18 protein-coding genes and 1 pseudogene are annotated in these 17,712 nt (G+C 62.2%); 7 read left to right on the top strand and 12 right to left on the bottom strand.

Annotation, left to right across the window (positions count from 1 at the left end; all coding sequences use genetic code 11):
* Positions 1 to 122: 122 nt before the first annotated feature.
* From ychF to AC5STB_RS09930, 3 genes are all read left to right on the top strand, one after another.
* Positions 123 to 1,220 carry a redox-regulated ATPase YchF gene (gene ychF, locus AC5STB_RS09940; protein WP_495442745.1) on the top strand — a complete coding sequence of 366 codons (1,098 nt, stop codon included), beginning with the start codon at positions 123 to 125 and terminating at the stop codon, positions 1,218 to 1,220.
* A gap of 184 nt (positions 1,221 to 1,404) precedes the next feature.
* Complete coding sequence (locus AC5STB_RS09935) at positions 1,405 to 1,782, top strand: DUF2237 family protein (RefSeq protein ID WP_495442744.1); 378 nt, start codon at positions 1,405 to 1,407, stop codon at positions 1,780 to 1,782.
* Positions 1,782 to 2,153: a lysozyme inhibitor LprI family protein gene (locus AC5STB_RS09930; protein WP_495442743.1), complete on the top strand. Its 372-nt coding sequence runs from the start codon at positions 1,782 to 1,784 to the stop codon at positions 2,151 to 2,153. Before AC5STB_RS09935 ends, AC5STB_RS09930 begins: the two co-directional genes overlap by 1 nt.
* Positions 2,154 to 2,227: 74 nt before the next feature.
* Here AC5STB_RS09930 and trpB read toward each other — a convergent pair whose 3' ends face one another.
* From trpB to ihfB, 4 genes are all read right to left on the bottom strand, one after another.
* Complete coding sequence (gene trpB, locus AC5STB_RS09925; RefSeq protein ID WP_495442742.1) at positions 2,228 to 3,487, bottom strand: tryptophan synthase subunit beta; 1,260 nt, start codon at positions 3,485 to 3,487, stop codon at positions 2,228 to 2,230.
* Between the two features lie 507 nt (positions 3,488 to 3,994).
* Positions 3,995 to 4,648, bottom strand: a complete 654-nt coding sequence (locus tag AC5STB_RS09920; protein WP_495442741.1) for a phosphoribosylanthranilate isomerase — start codon at positions 4,646 to 4,648, stop codon at positions 3,995 to 3,997.
* 7 nt (positions 4,649 to 4,655) lie between these two features.
* Positions 4,656 to 5,006: a lipopolysaccharide assembly protein LapA domain-containing protein gene (locus tag AC5STB_RS09915; protein WP_495442740.1), complete on the bottom strand. Its 351-nt coding sequence runs from the start codon at positions 5,004 to 5,006 to the stop codon at positions 4,656 to 4,658.
* The gene (gene ihfB / locus AC5STB_RS09910; protein ID WP_495444586.1) at positions 5,006 to 5,329 is read right to left on the bottom strand and encodes an integration host factor subunit beta; all 324 of its coding nucleotides are present in this window, start codon (positions 5,327 to 5,329) and stop codon (positions 5,006 to 5,008) included. The genes AC5STB_RS09915 and ihfB overlap by 1 nt, the downstream gene beginning before the upstream one ends.
* 493 nt (positions 5,330 to 5,822) lie before the next feature.
* Between ihfB and AC5STB_RS09905 the strand changes: the two genes are divergently transcribed.
* The gene (locus AC5STB_RS09905; RefSeq protein WP_495442739.1) at positions 5,823 to 7,184 is read left to right on the top strand and encodes an ammonium transporter; all 1,362 of its coding nucleotides are present in this window, start codon (positions 5,823 to 5,825) and stop codon (positions 7,182 to 7,184) included.
* A 115-nt stretch (positions 7,185 to 7,299) separates the two neighbouring features.
* Entirely contained in the window at positions 7,300 to 7,497 is a 198-nt protein-coding gene (locus AC5STB_RS09900) for a hypothetical protein (protein ID WP_495442738.1), read from the top strand.
* Positions 7,498 to 7,541: 44 nt separating this feature from the next.
* On the opposite strand, the gene AC5STB_RS09895 is transcribed toward AC5STB_RS09900, so the two are convergent.
* Both AC5STB_RS09895 and AC5STB_RS09890 read right to left on the bottom strand, forming a co-directional pair.
* Positions 7,542 to 7,985, bottom strand: coding sequence for a hypothetical protein (locus AC5STB_RS09895; RefSeq protein ID WP_495442737.1), 444 nt, complete (start codon positions 7,983 to 7,985; stop codon positions 7,542 to 7,544).
* A 35-nt stretch (positions 7,986 to 8,020) separates the two neighbouring features.
* Positions 8,021 to 8,389 carry an antibiotic biosynthesis monooxygenase family protein gene (locus AC5STB_RS09890; protein WP_495442736.1) on the bottom strand — a complete coding sequence of 123 codons (369 nt, stop codon included), beginning with the start codon at positions 8,387 to 8,389 and terminating at the stop codon, positions 8,021 to 8,023.
* 101 nt (positions 8,390 to 8,490) lie between these two features.
* Between AC5STB_RS09890 and AC5STB_RS09885 the strand changes: the two genes are divergently transcribed.
* A complete protein-coding gene (locus tag AC5STB_RS09885) occupies positions 8,491 to 8,979 on the top strand; it encodes a MarR family winged helix-turn-helix transcriptional regulator (RefSeq protein WP_495442735.1) in 489 nt (162 codons plus the stop codon).
* A gap of 89 nt (positions 8,980 to 9,068) precedes the next feature.
* Here the strand turns inward: AC5STB_RS09885 and rpsA are convergent, their stop codons facing one another.
* The 3 genes from rpsA to AC5STB_RS09870 form a co-directional block, all read right to left on the bottom strand.
* Positions 9,069 to 10,748 (bottom strand): 30S ribosomal protein S1, encoded by a 1,680-nt coding sequence (gene rpsA, locus AC5STB_RS09880; RefSeq protein ID WP_495442734.1) that lies wholly within the window; start codon positions 10,746 to 10,748, stop codon positions 9,069 to 9,071.
* A 304-nt stretch (positions 10,749 to 11,052) separates the two neighbouring features.
* Entirely contained in the window at positions 11,053 to 11,529 is a 477-nt protein-coding gene (locus AC5STB_RS09875) for a hypothetical protein (protein WP_495442733.1), read from the bottom strand.
* Between the two features lie 206 nt (positions 11,530 to 11,735).
* Positions 11,736 to 12,377 carry an NAD(P)H-dependent oxidoreductase gene (locus AC5STB_RS09870; RefSeq protein ID WP_495442732.1) on the bottom strand — a complete coding sequence of 214 codons (642 nt, stop codon included), beginning with the start codon at positions 12,375 to 12,377 and terminating at the stop codon, positions 11,736 to 11,738.
* Between the two features lie 124 nt (positions 12,378 to 12,501).
* On the opposite strand from AC5STB_RS09870, the gene AC5STB_RS09865 reads away from it, so the two are divergent.
* Positions 12,502 to 12,879 (top strand): winged helix-turn-helix transcriptional regulator, encoded by a 378-nt coding sequence (locus AC5STB_RS09865; protein ID WP_495442731.1) that lies wholly within the window; start codon positions 12,502 to 12,504, stop codon positions 12,877 to 12,879.
* A 50-nt stretch (positions 12,880 to 12,929) separates the two neighbouring features.
* Here AC5STB_RS09865 and AC5STB_RS09860 read toward each other — a convergent pair whose 3' ends face one another.
* The 3 genes and pseudogenes from AC5STB_RS09860 to AC5STB_RS09850 form a co-directional block, all read right to left on the bottom strand.
* The gene (locus AC5STB_RS09860; protein WP_495442730.1) at positions 12,930 to 13,199 is read right to left on the bottom strand and encodes a DUF6525 family protein; all 270 of its coding nucleotides are present in this window, start codon (positions 13,197 to 13,199) and stop codon (positions 12,930 to 12,932) included.
* Positions 13,192 to 14,381: pseudogene (locus AC5STB_RS09855) on the bottom strand (GTP-binding protein). Before AC5STB_RS09855 ends, AC5STB_RS09860 begins: the two are co-directional and overlap by 8 nt.
* A gap of 117 nt (positions 14,382 to 14,498) precedes the next feature.
* Positions 14,499 to 17,699 carry a 2Fe-2S iron-sulfur cluster-binding protein gene (locus AC5STB_RS09850; RefSeq protein WP_495442729.1) on the bottom strand — a complete coding sequence of 1,067 codons (3,201 nt, stop codon included), beginning with the start codon at positions 17,697 to 17,699 and terminating at the stop codon, positions 14,499 to 14,501.
* Positions 17,700 to 17,712: the final 13 nt, after the last annotated feature.

Raw genomic sequence — 17,712 nt, 5'->3', positions numbered from 1 at the left:
TGCATACTGTCAGTGAAGCAGCACACAGATGGCGACTGTGGCAGTTCTGCCAGCCATACATGGCTTGCGCGGGGCACCAATGCTGCCTAGAAGCGGCTCCCAAATAGCATCAGGAGGCCGCAATGGGCTTTAAAATGGGAATCGTCGGCCTGCCCAACGTGGGTAAATCGACGCTGTTCAACGCACTGACCAAAACCGCCTCGGCGCAGGCGGCCAACTTTCCGTTCTGCACCATCGAACCCAATGTGGGTGAGGTCGGCGTGCCGGACGCGCGGCTGGACAAGCTGGCGGCGATTGCCGGCTCTAGGCAGATCATCCCGACCCGGATGACATTCGTCGACATCGCGGGCCTGGTCAAAGGCGCCTCCAAGGGCGAGGGCCTGGGCAACCAGTTCCTGGCCAACATCCGCGAAACAGACGCCATCGCCCATGTGCTGCGCTGCTTTGAAGACGGCGACGTGACCCATGTGGACGGCCGTGTCGATCCGGTCACGGACGCCGAGGTGATCGAGACCGAGCTGATGCTGGCGGACCTTGAAAGCATCGAAAAGCGCCGCGCCAACCTGGTGCGCAAGCTGAAAGGCAACGACAAGGAAGCCCAGCAGCAGGACCGTCTGCTGGCCGCCGCCCAGGCGATGCTGGAAGACGGCAAGCCTGCCCGCCTGGTCGAGGTCGACGCAGAGGACGCCAAGGCCTGGAAGATGCTGCAACTCTTAACCACCAAGCCGGTTCTCTATGTCTGCAACGTGGGCGAGTCGGAATCGGTTGAAGGCAATGAGCATTCCGCCAAGGTCGCGGAAATGGCCGCGGCGCAGGGCAACAGCCATGTGATCATCTCTGCCCAGATCGAGGAAGAGATCAGCCAGCTGGAAGCCGAAGAGGCCCAGATGTTCCTGGAGGAAATGGGTCTGGAAGAGGCCGGACTCGACCGTCTGATCCGCGCGGGCTATGAGCTGCTGCACTTGGAAACATACTTTACCGTCGGCCCCAAGGAAGCCCGTGCCTGGACCATCCGCACAGGCACCGCCGCTCCGCAGGCGGCAGGTGTAATCCACGGTGATTTCGAGAAAGGCTTCATCCGGGCCGAAACCATCGCCTATGACGACTTCATCGCCCAGGGCGGCGAACAGGGCGCCAAGGAAGCCGGCAAGATGCGCGCCGAAGGCAAGAGCTACATCGTTAAAGACGGTGATGTGCTGCATTTCCTGTTCAACACGTAAGCCGCAATTCAGAACAGATCCAAACCGCCCGCCCGCCCCGCCGCTGGCGGGCGGATTTGTTTCCGCGACGGCGTGATTGACCGGCAGTTTTCCCTGGTGATGATCGCAACCCAGAGCAGAATTCCGGGACGGGCCGCGAATTCGCGCTACTCTTACCCGGGCACGCACACAGAGCAGGGCTTTCATGGAAAAAGACGACAGCATCAATGTATTGGGCGGGCCGCTGGAGTCCTGCTCGAACGCGCCGGTCACCGGTTTTTTCCGGGACGGGCACTGCAACACCTGCGATCAGGACCATGGAAGCCATACCGTCTGCGTGGTGACCACGGCCGAGTTCCTGGCCTTTTCCAAATATGTCGGCAACGACCTGTCAACGCCGTTGCCCGGCCTCAACTTCCCCGGTCTCAAACCCGGCGACCGCTGGTGCCTGTGCGCCGCCCGTTTCCTGCAGGCCGCCGACGAGGGCTGCGCCCCCAAGGTGCAATTGGAGGCGACCCACATCCGGGCGCTGGATGTGGTCCCGCTGAGCGTGCTGCAAAGCTATGCAGCCGACCCGGCCTGATGCCGCTGCGCGGACAGAGATCAGCCGCGCTGCGGATTATCCTGTTGCTGGCGGCGCTCAGCCCTGCAGCGGCGACCGCGCAATCTTCCTGCAGCGGTCAGACCCAGATTGACGCCAATTTCTGCGCCAAGGAGAAATGGCAGCTTGCCGACGATGAGTTGAACCGCCTGTGGCAGCAGGCAAAACCTGCCGCGGATGCCCGCGGCACCGGCCAAGCCCTGCTGGCAGAGCAGCGTGCCTGGCTGAAACGGCGCGATGCTACCTGCCTGCCGGAACAATCCTCAGGCGGCAGCGCGGCGGCGATGTTCTACTGGGCCTGCATGGAGCGGGAGACCCTGCAGCGAAACCAGGTGCTGCGCGCGCTGCAATAGCCTTGTCTGAAAAGAGCAAGGCCCCGGAATTTCCGGGGCCTTTTGATTGATGCAGAGGCTCTGCGGCGCCTGCGTTATTCCTCGAAGGTACGGCCTTCCTCAGTGTCGGACATGTCGAACCCCAGGTGCTTGGCGACGGTGAACACGTCCTTGTCGCCACGGCCGCACATGTTCATCACGATGATGTGGTCCTTGGGCAGATCAGGCGCGATCTTGGTCACATGGGCCAGCGCGTGGCTGGGCTCCAGCGCAGGGATGATACCCTCGGTGCGGCAGCTAAGCTGGAAGGCCTCCAGTGCTTCCTTGTCGGTGATTGAGACATACTGGGCGCGGCCCGACTCATGCAGCCAGGAATGCTCCGGGCCGATGCCCGGGTAATCGAGGCCCGCGGAAATGGAATAGCCTTCCTGGATCTGTCCGTCGGCGTCCTGCAAGAGATAAGTGCGGTTGCCGTGCAGCACGCCGGGGCGGCCGCCGGTCAGCGAGGCGCAGTGCTGGATCCGGTCGTCAACGCCCTTGCCGCCGGCCTCCACCCCGATGATGTTGACCGAGGGGTCGTCCAGGAACGGGTAGAACAGGCCGATGGCGTTGGAACCGCCGCCGATCGCTGCAATCACGGTGTCCGGCAGGCGGCCTTCGCCCTCCTGCTCGGCCAGCTGCCAGCGGACTTCCTTGCCGATGACCGACTGGAAGTCGCGCACCATCGCCGGATAGGGGTGCGGGCCGGCTGCGGTGCCGATGCAATAGAAGGTGTCGCGCACGTTGGTGACCCAGTCGCGCAGCGCGTCGTTCATCGCGTCTTTCAGGGTGCCGCGGCCGGAAGTGACCGGGATCACCTCGGCCCCCAAAAGGCGCATGCGGAACACGTTCGGCGCCTGCCGTTTCACGTCATGGGCGCCCATGTAGACGATGCACTTAAGGCCGAACTTGGCGCAGACGGTGGCGGTGGCCACGCCATGCTGGCCGGCACCGGTTTCGGCGATGATGCGGGTCTTGCCCATGCGCCGCGCCAGCAGGATCTGGCCCAGCACGTTGTTCACCTTATGCGCGCCGGTATGGTTCAGCTCGTCGCGCTTCATATAGATCTTGGCGCCGCCCAGTTCAGCGCTCAGGCGCTCTGCGTGGTACAGCGGGCTGGGACGGCCGACATAGTGTTTCCACAGGTCGTCCATTTCGGCCCAAAAGGAGGGATCGTCCTTGGCTTTGTTGTATTCTTCCTCAAGGCTCAGGATCAGCGGCATCAGGGTTTCCGAGACGAAACGCCCGCCGAAAATGCCAAAGCGGCCCTGTTCATCCGGACCGTTCATGAAGCTGTTGAAAAGATCGTCGGCCATGGTTCTTCCCTCACTGTCGCAGCGCCCGCCATGACTATAGCGCAGCAGCGCCGTGGTAAAGGGAGATTGCGCAACCGGCTGCGCCCGGCCAGGGCCCCTGCCCTGCCGGTGTCTGCCTGTTTTGCTGTGGCCTGCTGCCTGTTCTAAAGGCGAGAAGGATGAGGATGGCGGCGCCGCCAAAGGGCGGAGGCGGGACGGGAGGTTCCTCCCGCACGCTAAACGTTGTCTCTGCGTGCCCTTGTTAAAGGGCCCTGTTCCAAATTGCCGGGGGTGTCAGGCCCGGCGGGTGACCGCGATCATCAAAGAGTTTGGCATATGCGGTTTAAGATGCGGTGATAGAGGCGTACGCAGGGTACGCAACACCTCAGGCGGTGCGCCTGGGGACAACCGCGCTGCAATGAGTATTTTTGGAAAGATGAAGGCGCAAGCCCGGTATTTTCATCTTTCCCCAAATACTCAAATCCCGCCCTTTGCAGCAAAGGCACAAGGCCGCGGCGGCGAGGATCGTCAGCCGCGGGCGGCGTGGGCCGCCTTGGTGAAGGCTTCGATCAGTCCTGCGTGTTTTTCACCCGGTGCGCTTTCGACGCCGGAGGAAACATCGACCTGGCGGGCGCCGGTCATACGGATGGCCTCTGCGACGTTTTCCGGCGTCAGCCCGCCTGCCAGCATCCAGGGTTTCTGCCAGTATTTGCGCCCCGCCAGCAGCCGCCAGTCAAAGGCCAGGCCGTTGCCGCCCGGCAGCTCTGCCTCTTTGGGCGGCTTGGCGTCGATCAGCAGCTGGTCGGCCACCTGTTCATACAGCGCGATCTGGGGGATGTCGGCGGCATCGGCAATGCCAACCGCTTTCATTACCGGAAGGCCGTAGCGGGTGCGCACTTCTGCCACCCGTTCCGGTGTTTCCTTCCCGTGGAGCTGCAGCATGTCGAGCGGTACCGCGCCGGTGATGGCGTCCAGTTCCGCGTCCGAGGCATTCACCGTCAGCGCCACTTTGCACAGGCCAATGGGGGCCTCAATTGCCAGCGCGGCCGCCTGAGCGATGGAGACGTTGCGCGGCGATTTCGGGAAGAACACAAAACCCGCATAAGCCGCGCCGGCAGCAGCAACGACTGCCACATCCTGCGGGGTGCTGAGCCCGCAGATTTTGACCCGGATGTCCGTCATAGCTGGTTCAGTTCGCGTCTTCGAGAAGCGCCAGGACTTCGTCCTTGCCTTCGTTCTTCTGCTTCTTGAGCCGGGTCACTTCGCGGTTCAGCTTGCGCGCCTCGCGGGCTTTCTGCGCGGCTTCGCTGCGGTGCTTGTGCTCGCGGATCCATTCCCACAGGAAACCGATTACCAGCCCCGTGCCAACCCCGCCCAGCACCACCACAAACACCGGCAGCGCAACGCTGTAGTTGAAGCCGAACAGCTCTGCCAGGGCAGAGGGCATCAGTTTCAGCTCGACCACAGTGCTGTTGGCCAGACAGACTGACACCAGCACGATGGCCAGTGCCCCAAGAACCGCGTAGCGAATATAACGCATCAGGCTTTCCCGTTCAGGCGGTCCCTCAAGAGCTTACCTGTCTTGAAGAACGGCACATGTTTTTCCTCGACTTCGACCGTCTCGCCGGTGCGGGGATTGCGGCCGGTGCGCGCGTCCCGTTTCTTGACCGAAAAGGCGCCGAAGCCGCGCAGTTCGACCCGGTCGCCGCGGGCCATGGCATCGGTCACTTCCTCGAACACCGTGTTCACGATCCTCTCTACATCCCGCTGATACAGGTGCGGGTTTTCATCTGCAATCTTCTGAATCAACTCAGAGCGGATCATGTTCTTTTTCCTCCCAGGATGCCGGTATGTTCTGGCTATTATTCTGAGAGTATAGGAAAAATCCGCGCATGGGGGAACAAAATGCCGCGGGTTTCACGGGCAAATCGGCAGCAGATTACCCGCTTTTGCCGCCCCAGAGCCCCAATCCTGGGCGGCAAAGCGCCGCCGCGGTGCGGCATCCGCCCCCGTCCGCAGCCGGGCGGGATTTTTGATTCGGGAGCCGCGGGCCGCCGGCGGCCGCGCCTGTGATGCGGCACGTCGCCTGCTGCGCTGCGCGAGATGCGTCATCTGCCGGCTCCATATGCCGCATGTGAAACTTTATTTCCGTAAAGTAAAATTTTTTATTGTAAAGCGCCCCGCATCGCCCATGCTTTTCTGACCAGGCGCGCCGCATTTGCTGACCGCTCCTGGAATCTGCCGAACCGGCACGCCCCGCCCTATGGCGGCAGCGCAAGCCGGCCTGTCAAAGCTGGTGGCCAACAACCGGCGAAATGACAAACCAACATGGAGAAAACCGGAAATGCCATTGGACATGAGCGCGATACATGTAGAGCAAGTCACCCTGAACTCCCTAGTGCAGAACATTCTGTACGCATCGGGAATCGTCGGGGCCATCCTGGTCGTCGTCGGCCTTCTGCTGATCGACGCAGGCACCGCGCGGCGGCGGAACCTGTTCAACTCGACCATTGAAAAGACGCTGGGGTTCTTCCTTGGCTTTGCCACCTACTACGTCATCGGCTTTGGCCTGTGGGCCGGGCAGTATTACATCATGGAGGGCGCGACCATGATGGATTCCATCAACGACTGGTGGCTGGGCGGCGCCATGACCAACGCGGTGGCGCATCACACAGATCCGGCGACATTTCCGGGGCTGAACACCTTCCAGATCTTCATCTTCTTCCTGGCGGTGTTTGCCGGGATTATCAACATCCTGCTGCATTTCGCAGTGTCCGAGCGGATGAAGGCCGCGGCCTATTTCATCACCTGCATTGTGGCTGCGGTGGTGTCCTCGGGCCTGAGCTGGGCGACCTGGGGCTCTGTCGGGCCACTGACCAATGCGGGCTTTCACGACTTCTTTGGCGTAGGCTTTGTCTATCTGTTCCCGGCGGGCATGGCGCTGGTGTTCACGCCTAAGCTGGGCGCACGCCCCGGCATGATGGCGCCGCACCCGCGGATCTCGGCCTATCTGGCTCCAAGCATCGGCCTCTGTGCGCCGGGCCTCTTGCTGATTTTTGCAGGCCTGCCGATGGTGATCCTGTCCTGCCTGTTCTTCTTTGACCCCGAAGCGCTGGCGGTGAGCGTCACCATGGCTGACACCAGCGTCGGCATCGCCATCAATAACTACGCAATGGTCTGGGCCGGCGGCGCCATCACCGGACTGCTGATCGCCTATGGCACCGGCAAATACGCCTATACCCTTTTGGGACCGCTGGCGGGTTATGTCGCGGGCGCGTCCGGCTTTGATGTCTACCTGCCCTGGCAGGCCTTCATCGTGGGCCTTGCAGCACCCTTTGCCGCCTATGCGGTCTATGAGTTCACGCTGAAGCGCGGCATTGACGAACACAAGCTGTTCCCGCTGTTCCTGGGCTGCGGCACCCTGGGAATGGTCCTGCTGGGCCTGTTTAAGGCCGGCACCCCGCGCGGCGGCTATTTCGGCATCGAAGAAGGCGCCTATGCATTCCAGCACGGTGAGATATCGCTGGTGATGCAGCTGATCGGCACCGCCGTCTGCATCGGCACCGGGGTGGTCACGGCACTGATTCTGTCGTTCATCCTGGAGCGTACCGTGGGCCTGAAAGTGTCCGATGACGACCAGATCGACGGGCTCGACGGCAAGGTCTGGGACCTGGAGCCGGATGTGGTCACCCACGCGGACAGCACGCAACACGCCTGATCCCGGCTGGGTTGCAATAAGGCCCCGGCAGCTGCCGGGGCCTTTTTTGTGCCGCGCAGCTTTGGACAGGACAGAATCAGCTATAGTCGCACTTACCAACTGAGAGGAGACGATCATGCTGTACCCGCTTGCCTCGCTTGAGGCTGACAAACTGGACGCGATCAAAAGCCTGGAGAAGGACATCGGCAGCCCGGTTGTGGCACTGGCAGGTGTTGAGACGACCACCGCCGCCCTGCCCGAGGACCAGCTGAAGAAGCTGCAGGAACTGGAAGAGGAATTGGGCGTGGTGCTGGTGGCGGTGCGGCCGAACTAGGAGCATCCGGGGGACCGCGGCAACCTGATCATGCCGCGGAGCATTTAGCGGGAACGCCGGAGCCGCCCGGTCATTTTCAGACCATCGCGAAAATTCAAGCCCATCATGATCAGGTTTCCCGCGCCGGCGATCAGCTCGACGGTTTGGACCGCATAAAAAGTGCCGTCAAATTCGCCGGCCGCAGCCTTCCCGGCCAGGAACCAGGCGGCAGGGACGAGAACCAGCAAGCCATTCACCGCGATTACCGGCATGCGCTTCTTCTTGGCCCTGGCCGGCGCGTCTTTGCGCCGACGGCCCATCGCCATCCCGGACCCGCCAACAATGATCATGGCCGGGATAAGGACAAACATGCCTTTCAGGATTGACGCTTTCACGGCCGCGATCGTCTCGTGGCCCGCAAACAATTCACTTATGGCCGTTGATGTCCAAAAGGTCAGGATCATCAGAAAGCCAATGGCGCCTGCAATGGCGTGAATCTTCGTTTTCATTTCACTTCCCAATTAGTTGATCTGCCGGGCAGGCATCAGGACGTGCAGCAGTTCGCCACGGCAATCTTTTCGAACAAGTGGGGAGCCGTTACAGCGCTGGAGGGATAGTGGCCGAGCTGCTGCTGGAACTCCGGATTGGAAAACGCCGCACGGAAATCCGCAACGGAATCCCAGACCGCATAATTCAGATACATGCTGCCATCGCCGATGGCCTTGTGAAGCTGGGTGCTGATGTAGCCCGGCTGCTTCTTCATCCACAGGGCATCATTTCTCCACGCTTCGACCAAGGCATCCTGCTCAGCAGGATCAACCGTGAAGAGGTTAACCAGAACGACCGGCCCTGCCTCGACCGCCAGCTGCTGATCAATGGGAAACTCAGGATCCAGGGGTTTGACATTGACCATCGCAGGGAGCTCCTTGTATGCCGCTTCAACTTGGTGTCATGTTGTCATATGAGGATCACAAAGCACAATGACAACACATTGTCAAATTTTTAAGGAGTATCATGCCTGAAGAGCGGCGAAGCGAAACGGGAGAAGCGGTAACGGAGCTGATACTGGATGTGTTCCGGCTGAACGGCCGATTGCAGATTGCCGGTGACCGTCTGGTTTCCGGGCTTGGACTGACAAGTGCGCGATGGCAGATACTGGGCGCCATTGCATATGCGGGAAAGGCGGAATCTGTCGCGTGGCATGCCCGTACTATGGGTGTTCACAGGCAGGGCGTTCAAAGGATCGTCAATGAGCTGAAGCGCGAGGGGATTGTAGAGTTTCAGCCGAACCCGCACCACAAGCGCGCTCAGCTTGTTGTCATGACGCCAAAGGGACGGGACCTGTATGATGCCGCCATTGCGAGGCAGATCCCCTGGGTGAACGCGCTTGCCGCAGATCTGTCACCAGAGGAAATCGCGGCGGCGCAAAAGGTTATTGGCCAGCTCAAGGCGCGCCTGGAAGAGGCGCCGGCGCCCCAGGACGACAGCAGCTCCCGAAGCTGACGCCGGGGGCGAACACCACCTTTCCCAAATAAAAAGCCCCGCAGAAATCTGCGGGGCTTTCCGTTTTCTAAGCCGTGAGGCCGGGGAGATTAGTCGCCCGACTTCAGTGCGGCGCCCAGGATGTCGCCCAGCGATGCGCCGGAGTCCGAGGAGCCATACTGTTCCACTGCTTCTTTCTCTTCCGCGATCTCGCGCGCCTTGATGGACAGGCCCAGGCGGCGGGTCTTGGAGTCGACGTTGGTGACGCGCACGTCGACCTTGTCGCCAACCGAGAAACGCTCAGGACGCTGGTCGGCACGGTCGCGGGACAGGTCGGAGCGGCGGATGAAGGACTTCATGCCTTCATATTCCACTTCGATACCGCCGTCTTCGATAGCGGTCACTTCGACGGTCACGATCGAGCCGCGCTTCACGCCGCCCACGGCTTCGGCGAATTTGTCGCCGCCCAGAGCTTTGATCGACAGCGAGATACGCTCTTTGTCGACGTCCACTTCGGAGACAACGGCCTGAACCACGTCGCCTTTGCGGTAGTTCTGGATCGCGTCTTCGCCGCGCTCGTCCCAGGACAGGTCGGACAGGTGAACCATGCCGTCGATGTCGCCGTCGAGGCCGATGAACAGACCGAATTCGGTGATGTTCTTGACTTCGCCTTCGACCTGAGTGCCTTCCGGGTGGGTCTCAGCAAAGACTTCCCACGGGTTGCGCATGGTCTGCTTGAGGCCCAGGGAAACGCGGCGCTTGGCACCGTCGATTTCCAGAACCATGACGTCGACTTCCTGGGAAGTGGAGACGATTTTGCCCGGGTGGACGTTTTTCTTGGTCCAGGACATCTCGGAGACGTGGACCAGACCTTCGACGCCCGGCTCCAGCTCAACAAATGCACCGTAATCGGTGATGTTGGTGACGCGGCCCTTGTGCACGGAGGACAGCGGGTACTTGGCGCCAACCAGATCCCACGGATCTTCCTGCAGCTGCTTCATGCCCAGGGAGATGCGGTGGGTCTCTTTGTTGATCTTGATGACCTGAACCTTGACGGTTTCGCCGATCGACAGGATCTCGGAGGGGTGGTTCACACGGCGCCATGCCATGTCGGTGACGTGCAGCAGGCCGTCAACGCCGCCCAGGTCAACAAACGCACCGTATTCGGTGATGTTCTTGACGACACCGTCGACTGCCTGGCCTTCGGACAGGTTGCCGATGACTTCGGCGCGCTGCTCGGCGCGGGACTCTTCGAGGATCGCGCGGCGGGAGACAACGATGTTGCCGCGGCGGCGGTCCATTTTCAGGATCTGGAACGGCTGCTTCAGACCCATGAGCGGGCCGGCGTCGCGCACGGGGCGCACGTCAACCTGCGAGCCGGGCAGGAACGCAACAGCGCCGCCCAGGTCGACGGTGAAGCCGCCCTTGACGCGGCCGAAGATCGCGCCTTCGACGCGCTGATCGTCTGCGTATGCTTTTTCCAGGCGGTCCCAGGCTTCTTCGCGGCGGGCCATCTCGCGGGAGATGACGGCTTCGCCGCGGGCGTTTTCAGCGGCGCGCAGGAACACTTCCACTTCGTCGCCGACTGCGATTTCAGCCGCTTCGCCGGGGTTTGCGAATTCTTTCAGATCAACGCGGCCTTCCATTTTGTAGCCGACGTCGATGATGGCCTGGCCGGCTTCGATTGCCAGCACTTTGCCTTTGACAACCGAACCTTCGTCCGGAGTGTCCATTTCGAAGCTTTCGTTCAGGAGGGCTTCGAATTCCTCCATCGATGCGTTTTGAGCCATGAGGTCTCAGGTTTCCTTTACTAGTGTTTCTGGCCGGGCGGTTGTCTCCGCCGGTCTTGGTTAAGCCAGTCCAGAACGTGGCCCGGAGCACATCTGATCAAACAAACACAAAGGGCCGAGGTATTCCCCAGCCCTGCTCAGATATGCCGCCCGGACGTTTGCCGCCCTTGTTCTGACAGCGCGCGTATAGGCGGATTCCCGGGTGTGCGCAAGGGGAAAGCCCTGTCTGCCAAGGGCAAACGGTTTCGTGCCGCCGGAGGCCCGGCGCCTATTCCGCGCCGGAGTCTGCCCCTGGCTGATCCGGCTAAGCGTAACCCGCTTTGAGAAGAACCACGGCGGTTAGCAGGAAGTCGACCGACTTGCCTTCGCCAAGCAACGGCAGGTAGATTTCCGAGGTGCTCCGGTAAGCCGGCAAGGGGCCGACATAGGGCAGCGACACGAGCAGCGGCCGGGCAGTGGCGGCTGCTTCGGTAAAGCAAGCCCAGATCAAGGAGCCGGGGCCGAAGCCGGGATGCTCTGACAGCCTGGTGCCCACGAATTTGTCACGCAGCGTGTTGCTGCTTCTGGTGCGTGCATAAAGCGCCTTGAAGTCAAAGAGGCCGCCAGCGGCGGACCGCTCGATTTCATAGATGGACAGGATGTCCAGCCCGTTCGGAGCGTTTGGCAGCCCAAACTCCGTGAGCCTTGGATAGGCGCCGTCCTCCATTGCGTTTGTCCAGGAGAAAAAAATGCTCTTCAGCTCCGGCTGCAATTCGCTTGCGGAAAAGTCGGACGTAAACATCGCTTAGGCTGTCCCCGGCAAAAAACACTCCAATTTGCGGCGCTTTGAAGGCGGCAAAAGCCGCTCCTTAATAAAGCGTCCTTCCGATAAGATAGCCTGAAATCAGCGTATTAAAGGTTTTCCTTTAAAATGGCTTCACCAGTCAGCGGGCCAGGGAGCGAAGGCGGGCGGCATAAACTACCGTCCGCCTCTTTTCCTGACAGGTGTCAGGCGATCTCAGTCACGATGGTTTCACGTGCCTTGCGCACCTTTTTCATTGGCAGCAGCCAGTCGCCTTCATCGGCGCGGTAGCCAAGCGGCAGCAGCAGAACCGAGCGCAGGCCCTTGTCCTTGAGGCCCAGGATCTCGTCGATCTTTTCGGGGGTGAACCCCTCCATCGGGGTGCTGTCCACTTCCAGCTCCGCCGCGGCGGCCAGAGCAAATCCCAGCGCAATATAGGCCTGGCGGGCGGCGTGGTCGTGGTTGGTGCGCGCTTCACGCGGCAGGTAGGTGGCTTTCAGATTGTCGTAGTACTGGTTCAGCATCGGTATTTCGCCGCGTTCCTCAGTCATCTGGCGGGTCACTGCGTCGATGCGGTCCTCAGAGTAGTTGTCCCAGGCGGCGAAGACGATCAGGTGCGAGCCGTCAGTAATCTGGGCCTGGTCCCAGGCATGCGGGCGGATCTGCGCGCGGATCTCCGGGTTGGTGATCACGAAAACCTCAAACGGCTGTGTGCCGGAAGAGGTCGGTGCCATGCGGATCGCCTCGATGATCTGGTCGACCTTCTCCTGCGGGACCGCCTTGGAGGGATCCATCTTCTTGGTGGCGTAGCGCCAGTTCAGCTTCTCGATCAGGGTGCTCTTGCTCATGTTTCCGGTCCTTTCGGGGCTTTGTCTGAAGAGTGGTATAAATTTGTAACCGGCTATATAAGAGGTACTGAAAAGGGCGCAAGAAGGCACATTCTTTAGCCCCGGTTACACGGAAGGAACCACTATGGCGGATGGGCAATGCCCGGAATGCGGCCGCATCAACGAAGTGCTGTCGCGGGTCGGCGACCGTTGGAGCGTGCTGATTGTAATCTCGCTGGCGCAATACGGCGTGCTGCGGTTCAATGAACTGAAGCGGCATCTGGGGATTTCCCAGCGTATGCTGAGCCTGACCTTACGCGAGCTGGAGCGCGACGGGCTGGTGAGCCGCACCTATCACCCGACGATCCCGCCCAAGGTGGAATACGCGCTGACGCCGCTGGGTGACTCGTTCCGCGAGCCGGTGAGGGCTCTGGGGCTGTGGGCCCTGGAGCATCTGTCGGCGATTGATGCCGCGCGGGCGGAGTTTGATGCCGCTGCGGAAGCGGAGAAGAAATCCGCCTGAAGGACAGTGCCGCAGGAGCCCCGCGCCTTTTTCCGGTCGCGGTAATGCCGCTACCGGCACGGATCCCAGACGCCTGCATCGCGCCGCAGCATGGCCTGTTCGGCGGCGTCCAGCCGGGCTGATGCCGCGACAGGATCGCGGCGGCCCCCGGCCTTGTTCCAGATCTTCAGGGCTGAGGCCGGACTCCAGGGCAGGCAGGCGGACGCCAGCCACTGCCGCAGGCCCGGCGGCAGCGCGTCATAGGCCTGCATCGGGTTCCCTGCCCTGCGCCGGCGTTTCAGGCGGGAATTCAGATTGCGGCGCCCCCGGCGGTCAGCCATTTCGCCGCCAGTCCGGGAAGGGATCGTACAGGCCAGCCCAGGCGGGGTCGAAACCAACGGCTGCCTCCGGCATCAAACAGGCGTCCAGCCGGGCGGTGATCGCGTCCCTGTCCAGACCCGCGCCGATGAACACCAGTTCCTGGCGCCGGTCGCCCCAGACCTCATCCCAGTTCTGCAGGAATTCGCGCCGGGCCTCGGCGTGGCTGGGCCACCGCTCTGTTGGCACCGCGGCCCACCAAAGACCCAGCGGACGAACCGAAGAGATCGCCCCCGCCAGCGAAAACTCCGCGGCCCATTCCGGACGGCTTGCCAGCCAGAAATGCCCCTTGGCCCGGATCACCCCGGGCAGATCGCCATTGAGTGCCGCGTGTATCCTGGCGGGGTCAAACGGGCGGCGGGCGCGGTAGACAAAGGATGATATGCCGTATTCCTCGGTTTCCGGCACATGGTGCTCGAAACCATAAAGCTCCTTAGCCCAAAGCGGATGCTCGTGCGCGCGGTCGAAATCGAACCGGCCGGTGTCGAAAATCCGGCCACCGTCCACCTGCGAAAAATCGGCGTGGATCACCTCGGCATCCGGGTTCAGCGCCTTGATGACCGCCATCGCGGCTTCAGTCTGGGCCGGACCCGCGTCCGACACTTTGTTCAGGATAATCACGTCTGCGAATTCGATCTGGTCGGTCAGCAGGTTGACCAGGGTGCGATCGTCCCCCTCGCCCAGGCTTTCGCCGCGGTCGCTGAGGAAATCATGGCTGGCGAAGTCGCGCAGCAGGTTCACCGCATCGACCACGGTCACCATAGTGTCCAGACGGGCCACGTCGGAGAGACTCTGGCCTTCGGCATCGCGGAAATCGAAGGTCGCCGCTACTGGCAGCGGTTCGGCAATGCCAGTGCTTTCGATCAGGAGGTAGTCGAACCGGCCCTCACCCGCCAGGCGGCGCACTTCCTGCAGCAGGTCGTCGCGCAGAGTGCAGCAGATGCAGCCGTTGGTCATCTCCACCAGCTGCTCGTCCTGCCGCGACAGTTCTGTCTCGCCGCGCACCAGGTCCGCGTCGATGTTCGCCTCGCTCATGTCGTTGACGATCACCGCAACCCGGCGGCCAGCGCGATTGTTCAGCACGTGGTTTTTCCGGCTCCGAGAAAGCCCGAGAGCACGGTTACCGGCAGCCTGTCATCAAGCATGATCAACACCCATTATGTTATATCGTAACATATATTCAATGCAGAGTTAGCAGCCCAAGGCGCAGCTTGCAATCCCCGGATACCGCCAAGGCCCGGCGCCGCTGGCGCGGCCGGCGGCTAGAGGTCGATTTCCAGAGTTCCGCCGGGCGTCTGCGCGCGGGACTGGCAGAGGATGATAGCCTCTTCGCGCTGCTTGTTCGACAGCACGAAATCACGGTGTTCAACTGCTCCTGAGACCAGCCCGCATTTGCAAACGCCGCAGATGCCGTCAGCGCATTTCACATCCACATGGATTCCGATGTCCGCCAGCGCCTCAGTTGCGGTTTTCTCTGCTGGCACCAGAATTTCGCGGCCTGACTTCGCCAGCTTCAGGGTGAAGGGGTGGTTTTCGTATTCGGGTTGTTCAGGAACCGAGAAGTACTCCATGTGGCGGGCCTCTTCAGGGAAGCCGTTTGCTGCAGCCGCGTCCAGCACCGCCCGCATGTAGACCTCCGGCCCGCAGGTGTAGACATGGCCGCCCGGGGCGTATTCCAGCACTTGGGACAGGTCTGCGCGGGTGCCCTGGTCCGAAAAATGCAGATGCACTTTATCAGCCCAAGGAACGCGCTGGAGGTCATCCAGGAACCCCGCATTAGACTTTTTCGAACAGGAATACCGGAACTCAAAATCCCGGCCCAGGGCGTGCAGCCGGTGGGCCATGGCGATCATTGGCGTCACTCCGATACCGCCACCCATCAAGTAGGATTTGGCGCCGTCCTCCACCAGCGGGAAATGGTTGATGGGTCTGGAGATGAACACCATCCGGCCTTCTTCAAATATTCGGTGCAAGAGCCTTGAGCCGCCGCGGCCTTCCTCCTCGCGCAGTACCGCGATCTGATACTTTGACCGATCCGCCGGGTCGCCCGACAGCGAGTATTGGCGGAAAAATTCCGGCGCGACGACCACGTCGATGTGGGCGCCAGCAGTGGCCTCGGGCAACGGACCGCCATCCGGCAGACAGAATTCATACTTGGTCACGCTGTCTGTCATGTGCTCCGCCTTTGACAGGCGCACCCGCATCACCGGCGCGTTGCCCTGATCGGCGGTGTAGACGTGCTCTGGCGGCAGGCCTGTCGCGCGGCGGCGCTTGTGCTCCGCTGCCGGGATCATGGCCTGATAGGCGGCGATCCCGGCCTCACGGTCCATCGGCGCGGGCCAGGCATAGGGCGGCGGCGCCAGCGGTGCGGGGTAGACCGCAAGGGTCTGGTCCTCAAACTTCAGGTCCAGATCCTTGGACAGTTTGCGGGCGTTCACCGGATGCGGCGAGGGTGCATACGGCCCCTCCTCCGCCATCTCCAGATCCCACCACCATTTCTTGGTGCGGTTCACCTCGCCATTGCCCAGCGCGTCGTCGAGTTTTGCCAAAAGCGGCGCACTGCCCGGCAGGTTCATTGCGGCCCAGCGGAACGGTGCCTCGGCAAACAGCCCTTCGAGGTTCCAGGGGCAGGTCTTCATGCAGCGGCCGCACATGGCGCCGCCGGGGACGGTGACCCGGTAGGTGGTGCATTTCTGGCTGTCGGACTTCCAGATCTCGTAGCCGTTGAACATCAGCTTAGGGCCCGCAGTGATGGCGCCGGAGGGGCATTCGCGGGCGCATTTGTTGCAGGCTTCGCAAAACCGCTGCAGGCCGAAATCAACCGGCTTGTCGTGGGTCATCGGCAGGTTGGTGGTGACCGCACCGGATTTCAGGCGGGGGCCGAGGAAGGGATTCAGGATCACCTCGCCGATGCGGGAGACCTCGCCGAGGCCAGAGAGCAGCAGCAGCGGCGGCTGCAAAACCTCGCCGTCCATCACAGAATGCACTCGGGCGGTATAGCCGAGGTTGCGGATCTGCTGCGCGATCACCCCGCCCAGCAGCGAAAACCGCAAGTAGGCGCGCATCGACTGGGCGCAGGCGATCCAGTCGTCGCCGGAAGCGCCCTCCATCGTTTCGTGGCCCTGGTCGATGATGATGCTGATGGCGTTTTCGTGGTAGGGCGCCAGCGGTTCACCTGCTGCATCGTGGGAGTAGTAGGCCCAGTCCGGGCAGCGCGAGATGCCCACCGCGTCGCAACCGAGGAAATAGGCTGCGGCCTTGATATTGGCGGCGTTGCGGGCCGTGTCCGCAGCGCTGGCCTCCGCCTGCGGTGCAGCCTCTCCGTCCTGCAGCAGCACAAAGGCCGCGAGGGAGGAGCGGAAGGCAAAGGCAGAGGAGGATTTGCGGACGTAATTGCCGTTCTTCGCCGCCTCCTGCGGGCCTTTGCCAAGGTCGCCGAACAAGGAACGCGCAAACATATCGGCGCGTTTCGGGACGCGCGCGACGTTCACCTCGTCGATATAGGTGGTGGGGTCTGCCACCCGCTTCAGGGTCTCGAACGGGTGCGGGCCATCCATGAAGCGGCGCTTGACGTACGGGTCGCGGCTGGCGGCGCTTTTGGCGTGGCTGCCAAGGCCAAGCCGGTATTTGAGGCCCGGTGCCTGCCCCGGCATCAGCGGCAGATCGGCGGCCAGCTCCAGCGTGGTCGTGACGGCGGCGATACCGAAACGGCTGCCAAGAAACGGGTTGGTGAGAGTGCCATTCTCATAGGCGGCAAGACCCGCTTGCACCGCTAGCTTGCCCAGATGCACGTCACTGGCGGCACCTGTGTGGGCACGGGCTTCCCACCCCAGGAGGCGGATGTAATTGGCCAGCGTCACCACAGTTTCTGCCGCCCGCAGGCAGGCGCGCTGGTCCTGCGCGTCAGCGAGCCAATCAGTACCGTCCTCGCCCGCCTCGGGGTCGCGCGGGAACTCATAGACATAGACCAGCGCGCAAGTGTGGTGGCGGCAATCCGCGGGCGGGGCCTCCATCGCCTCGCGCAAGGATGCCATTACCACGTCGATGCCGGAGGCAAAGGTCTGCGTCTGCTTGCTGCGCAGGGTGTCCGCCAGCGCCGCCACATCCGGGTTCACCAGCGGTGCATCCAGCCAGGCGCCAGAAGAAGGCACCGCGCAGGCGCCCGCCAGCGAGGCGTCGCAGAAGTAGCCGAAGGCCTTAAGGTGATCGGTGCGCTCCTGCACGCTGGCGGGGATCTCAGCGCGCTCCTTCTTCACCAGCCCATCGCGGGTGGCGTCCAGCATTGCCTGGTAGTCCCGCATCGCATTGACGATGGACAGCGGCGCATCGGGGCGGCGGAAACTGACTTGCGTCAGTGGCGGCAGCGCGTCCAGCCCTTCGGGGGCCGCTTGCCGTGCCAGGGTTTCCATCGGATAGGGCCCCAGGTGCACAGGCCGATTGCGGTAGGAAAACAGTTTACCCATGGTTGCCCCCCGG

Source organism: Leisingera sp. CC-HEC093, from assembly GCF_059429195.1.
The sequence above is the reverse complement of the archived record's forward strand: the minus strand, read 5'-3'. Positions and strand labels throughout refer to the sequence as shown.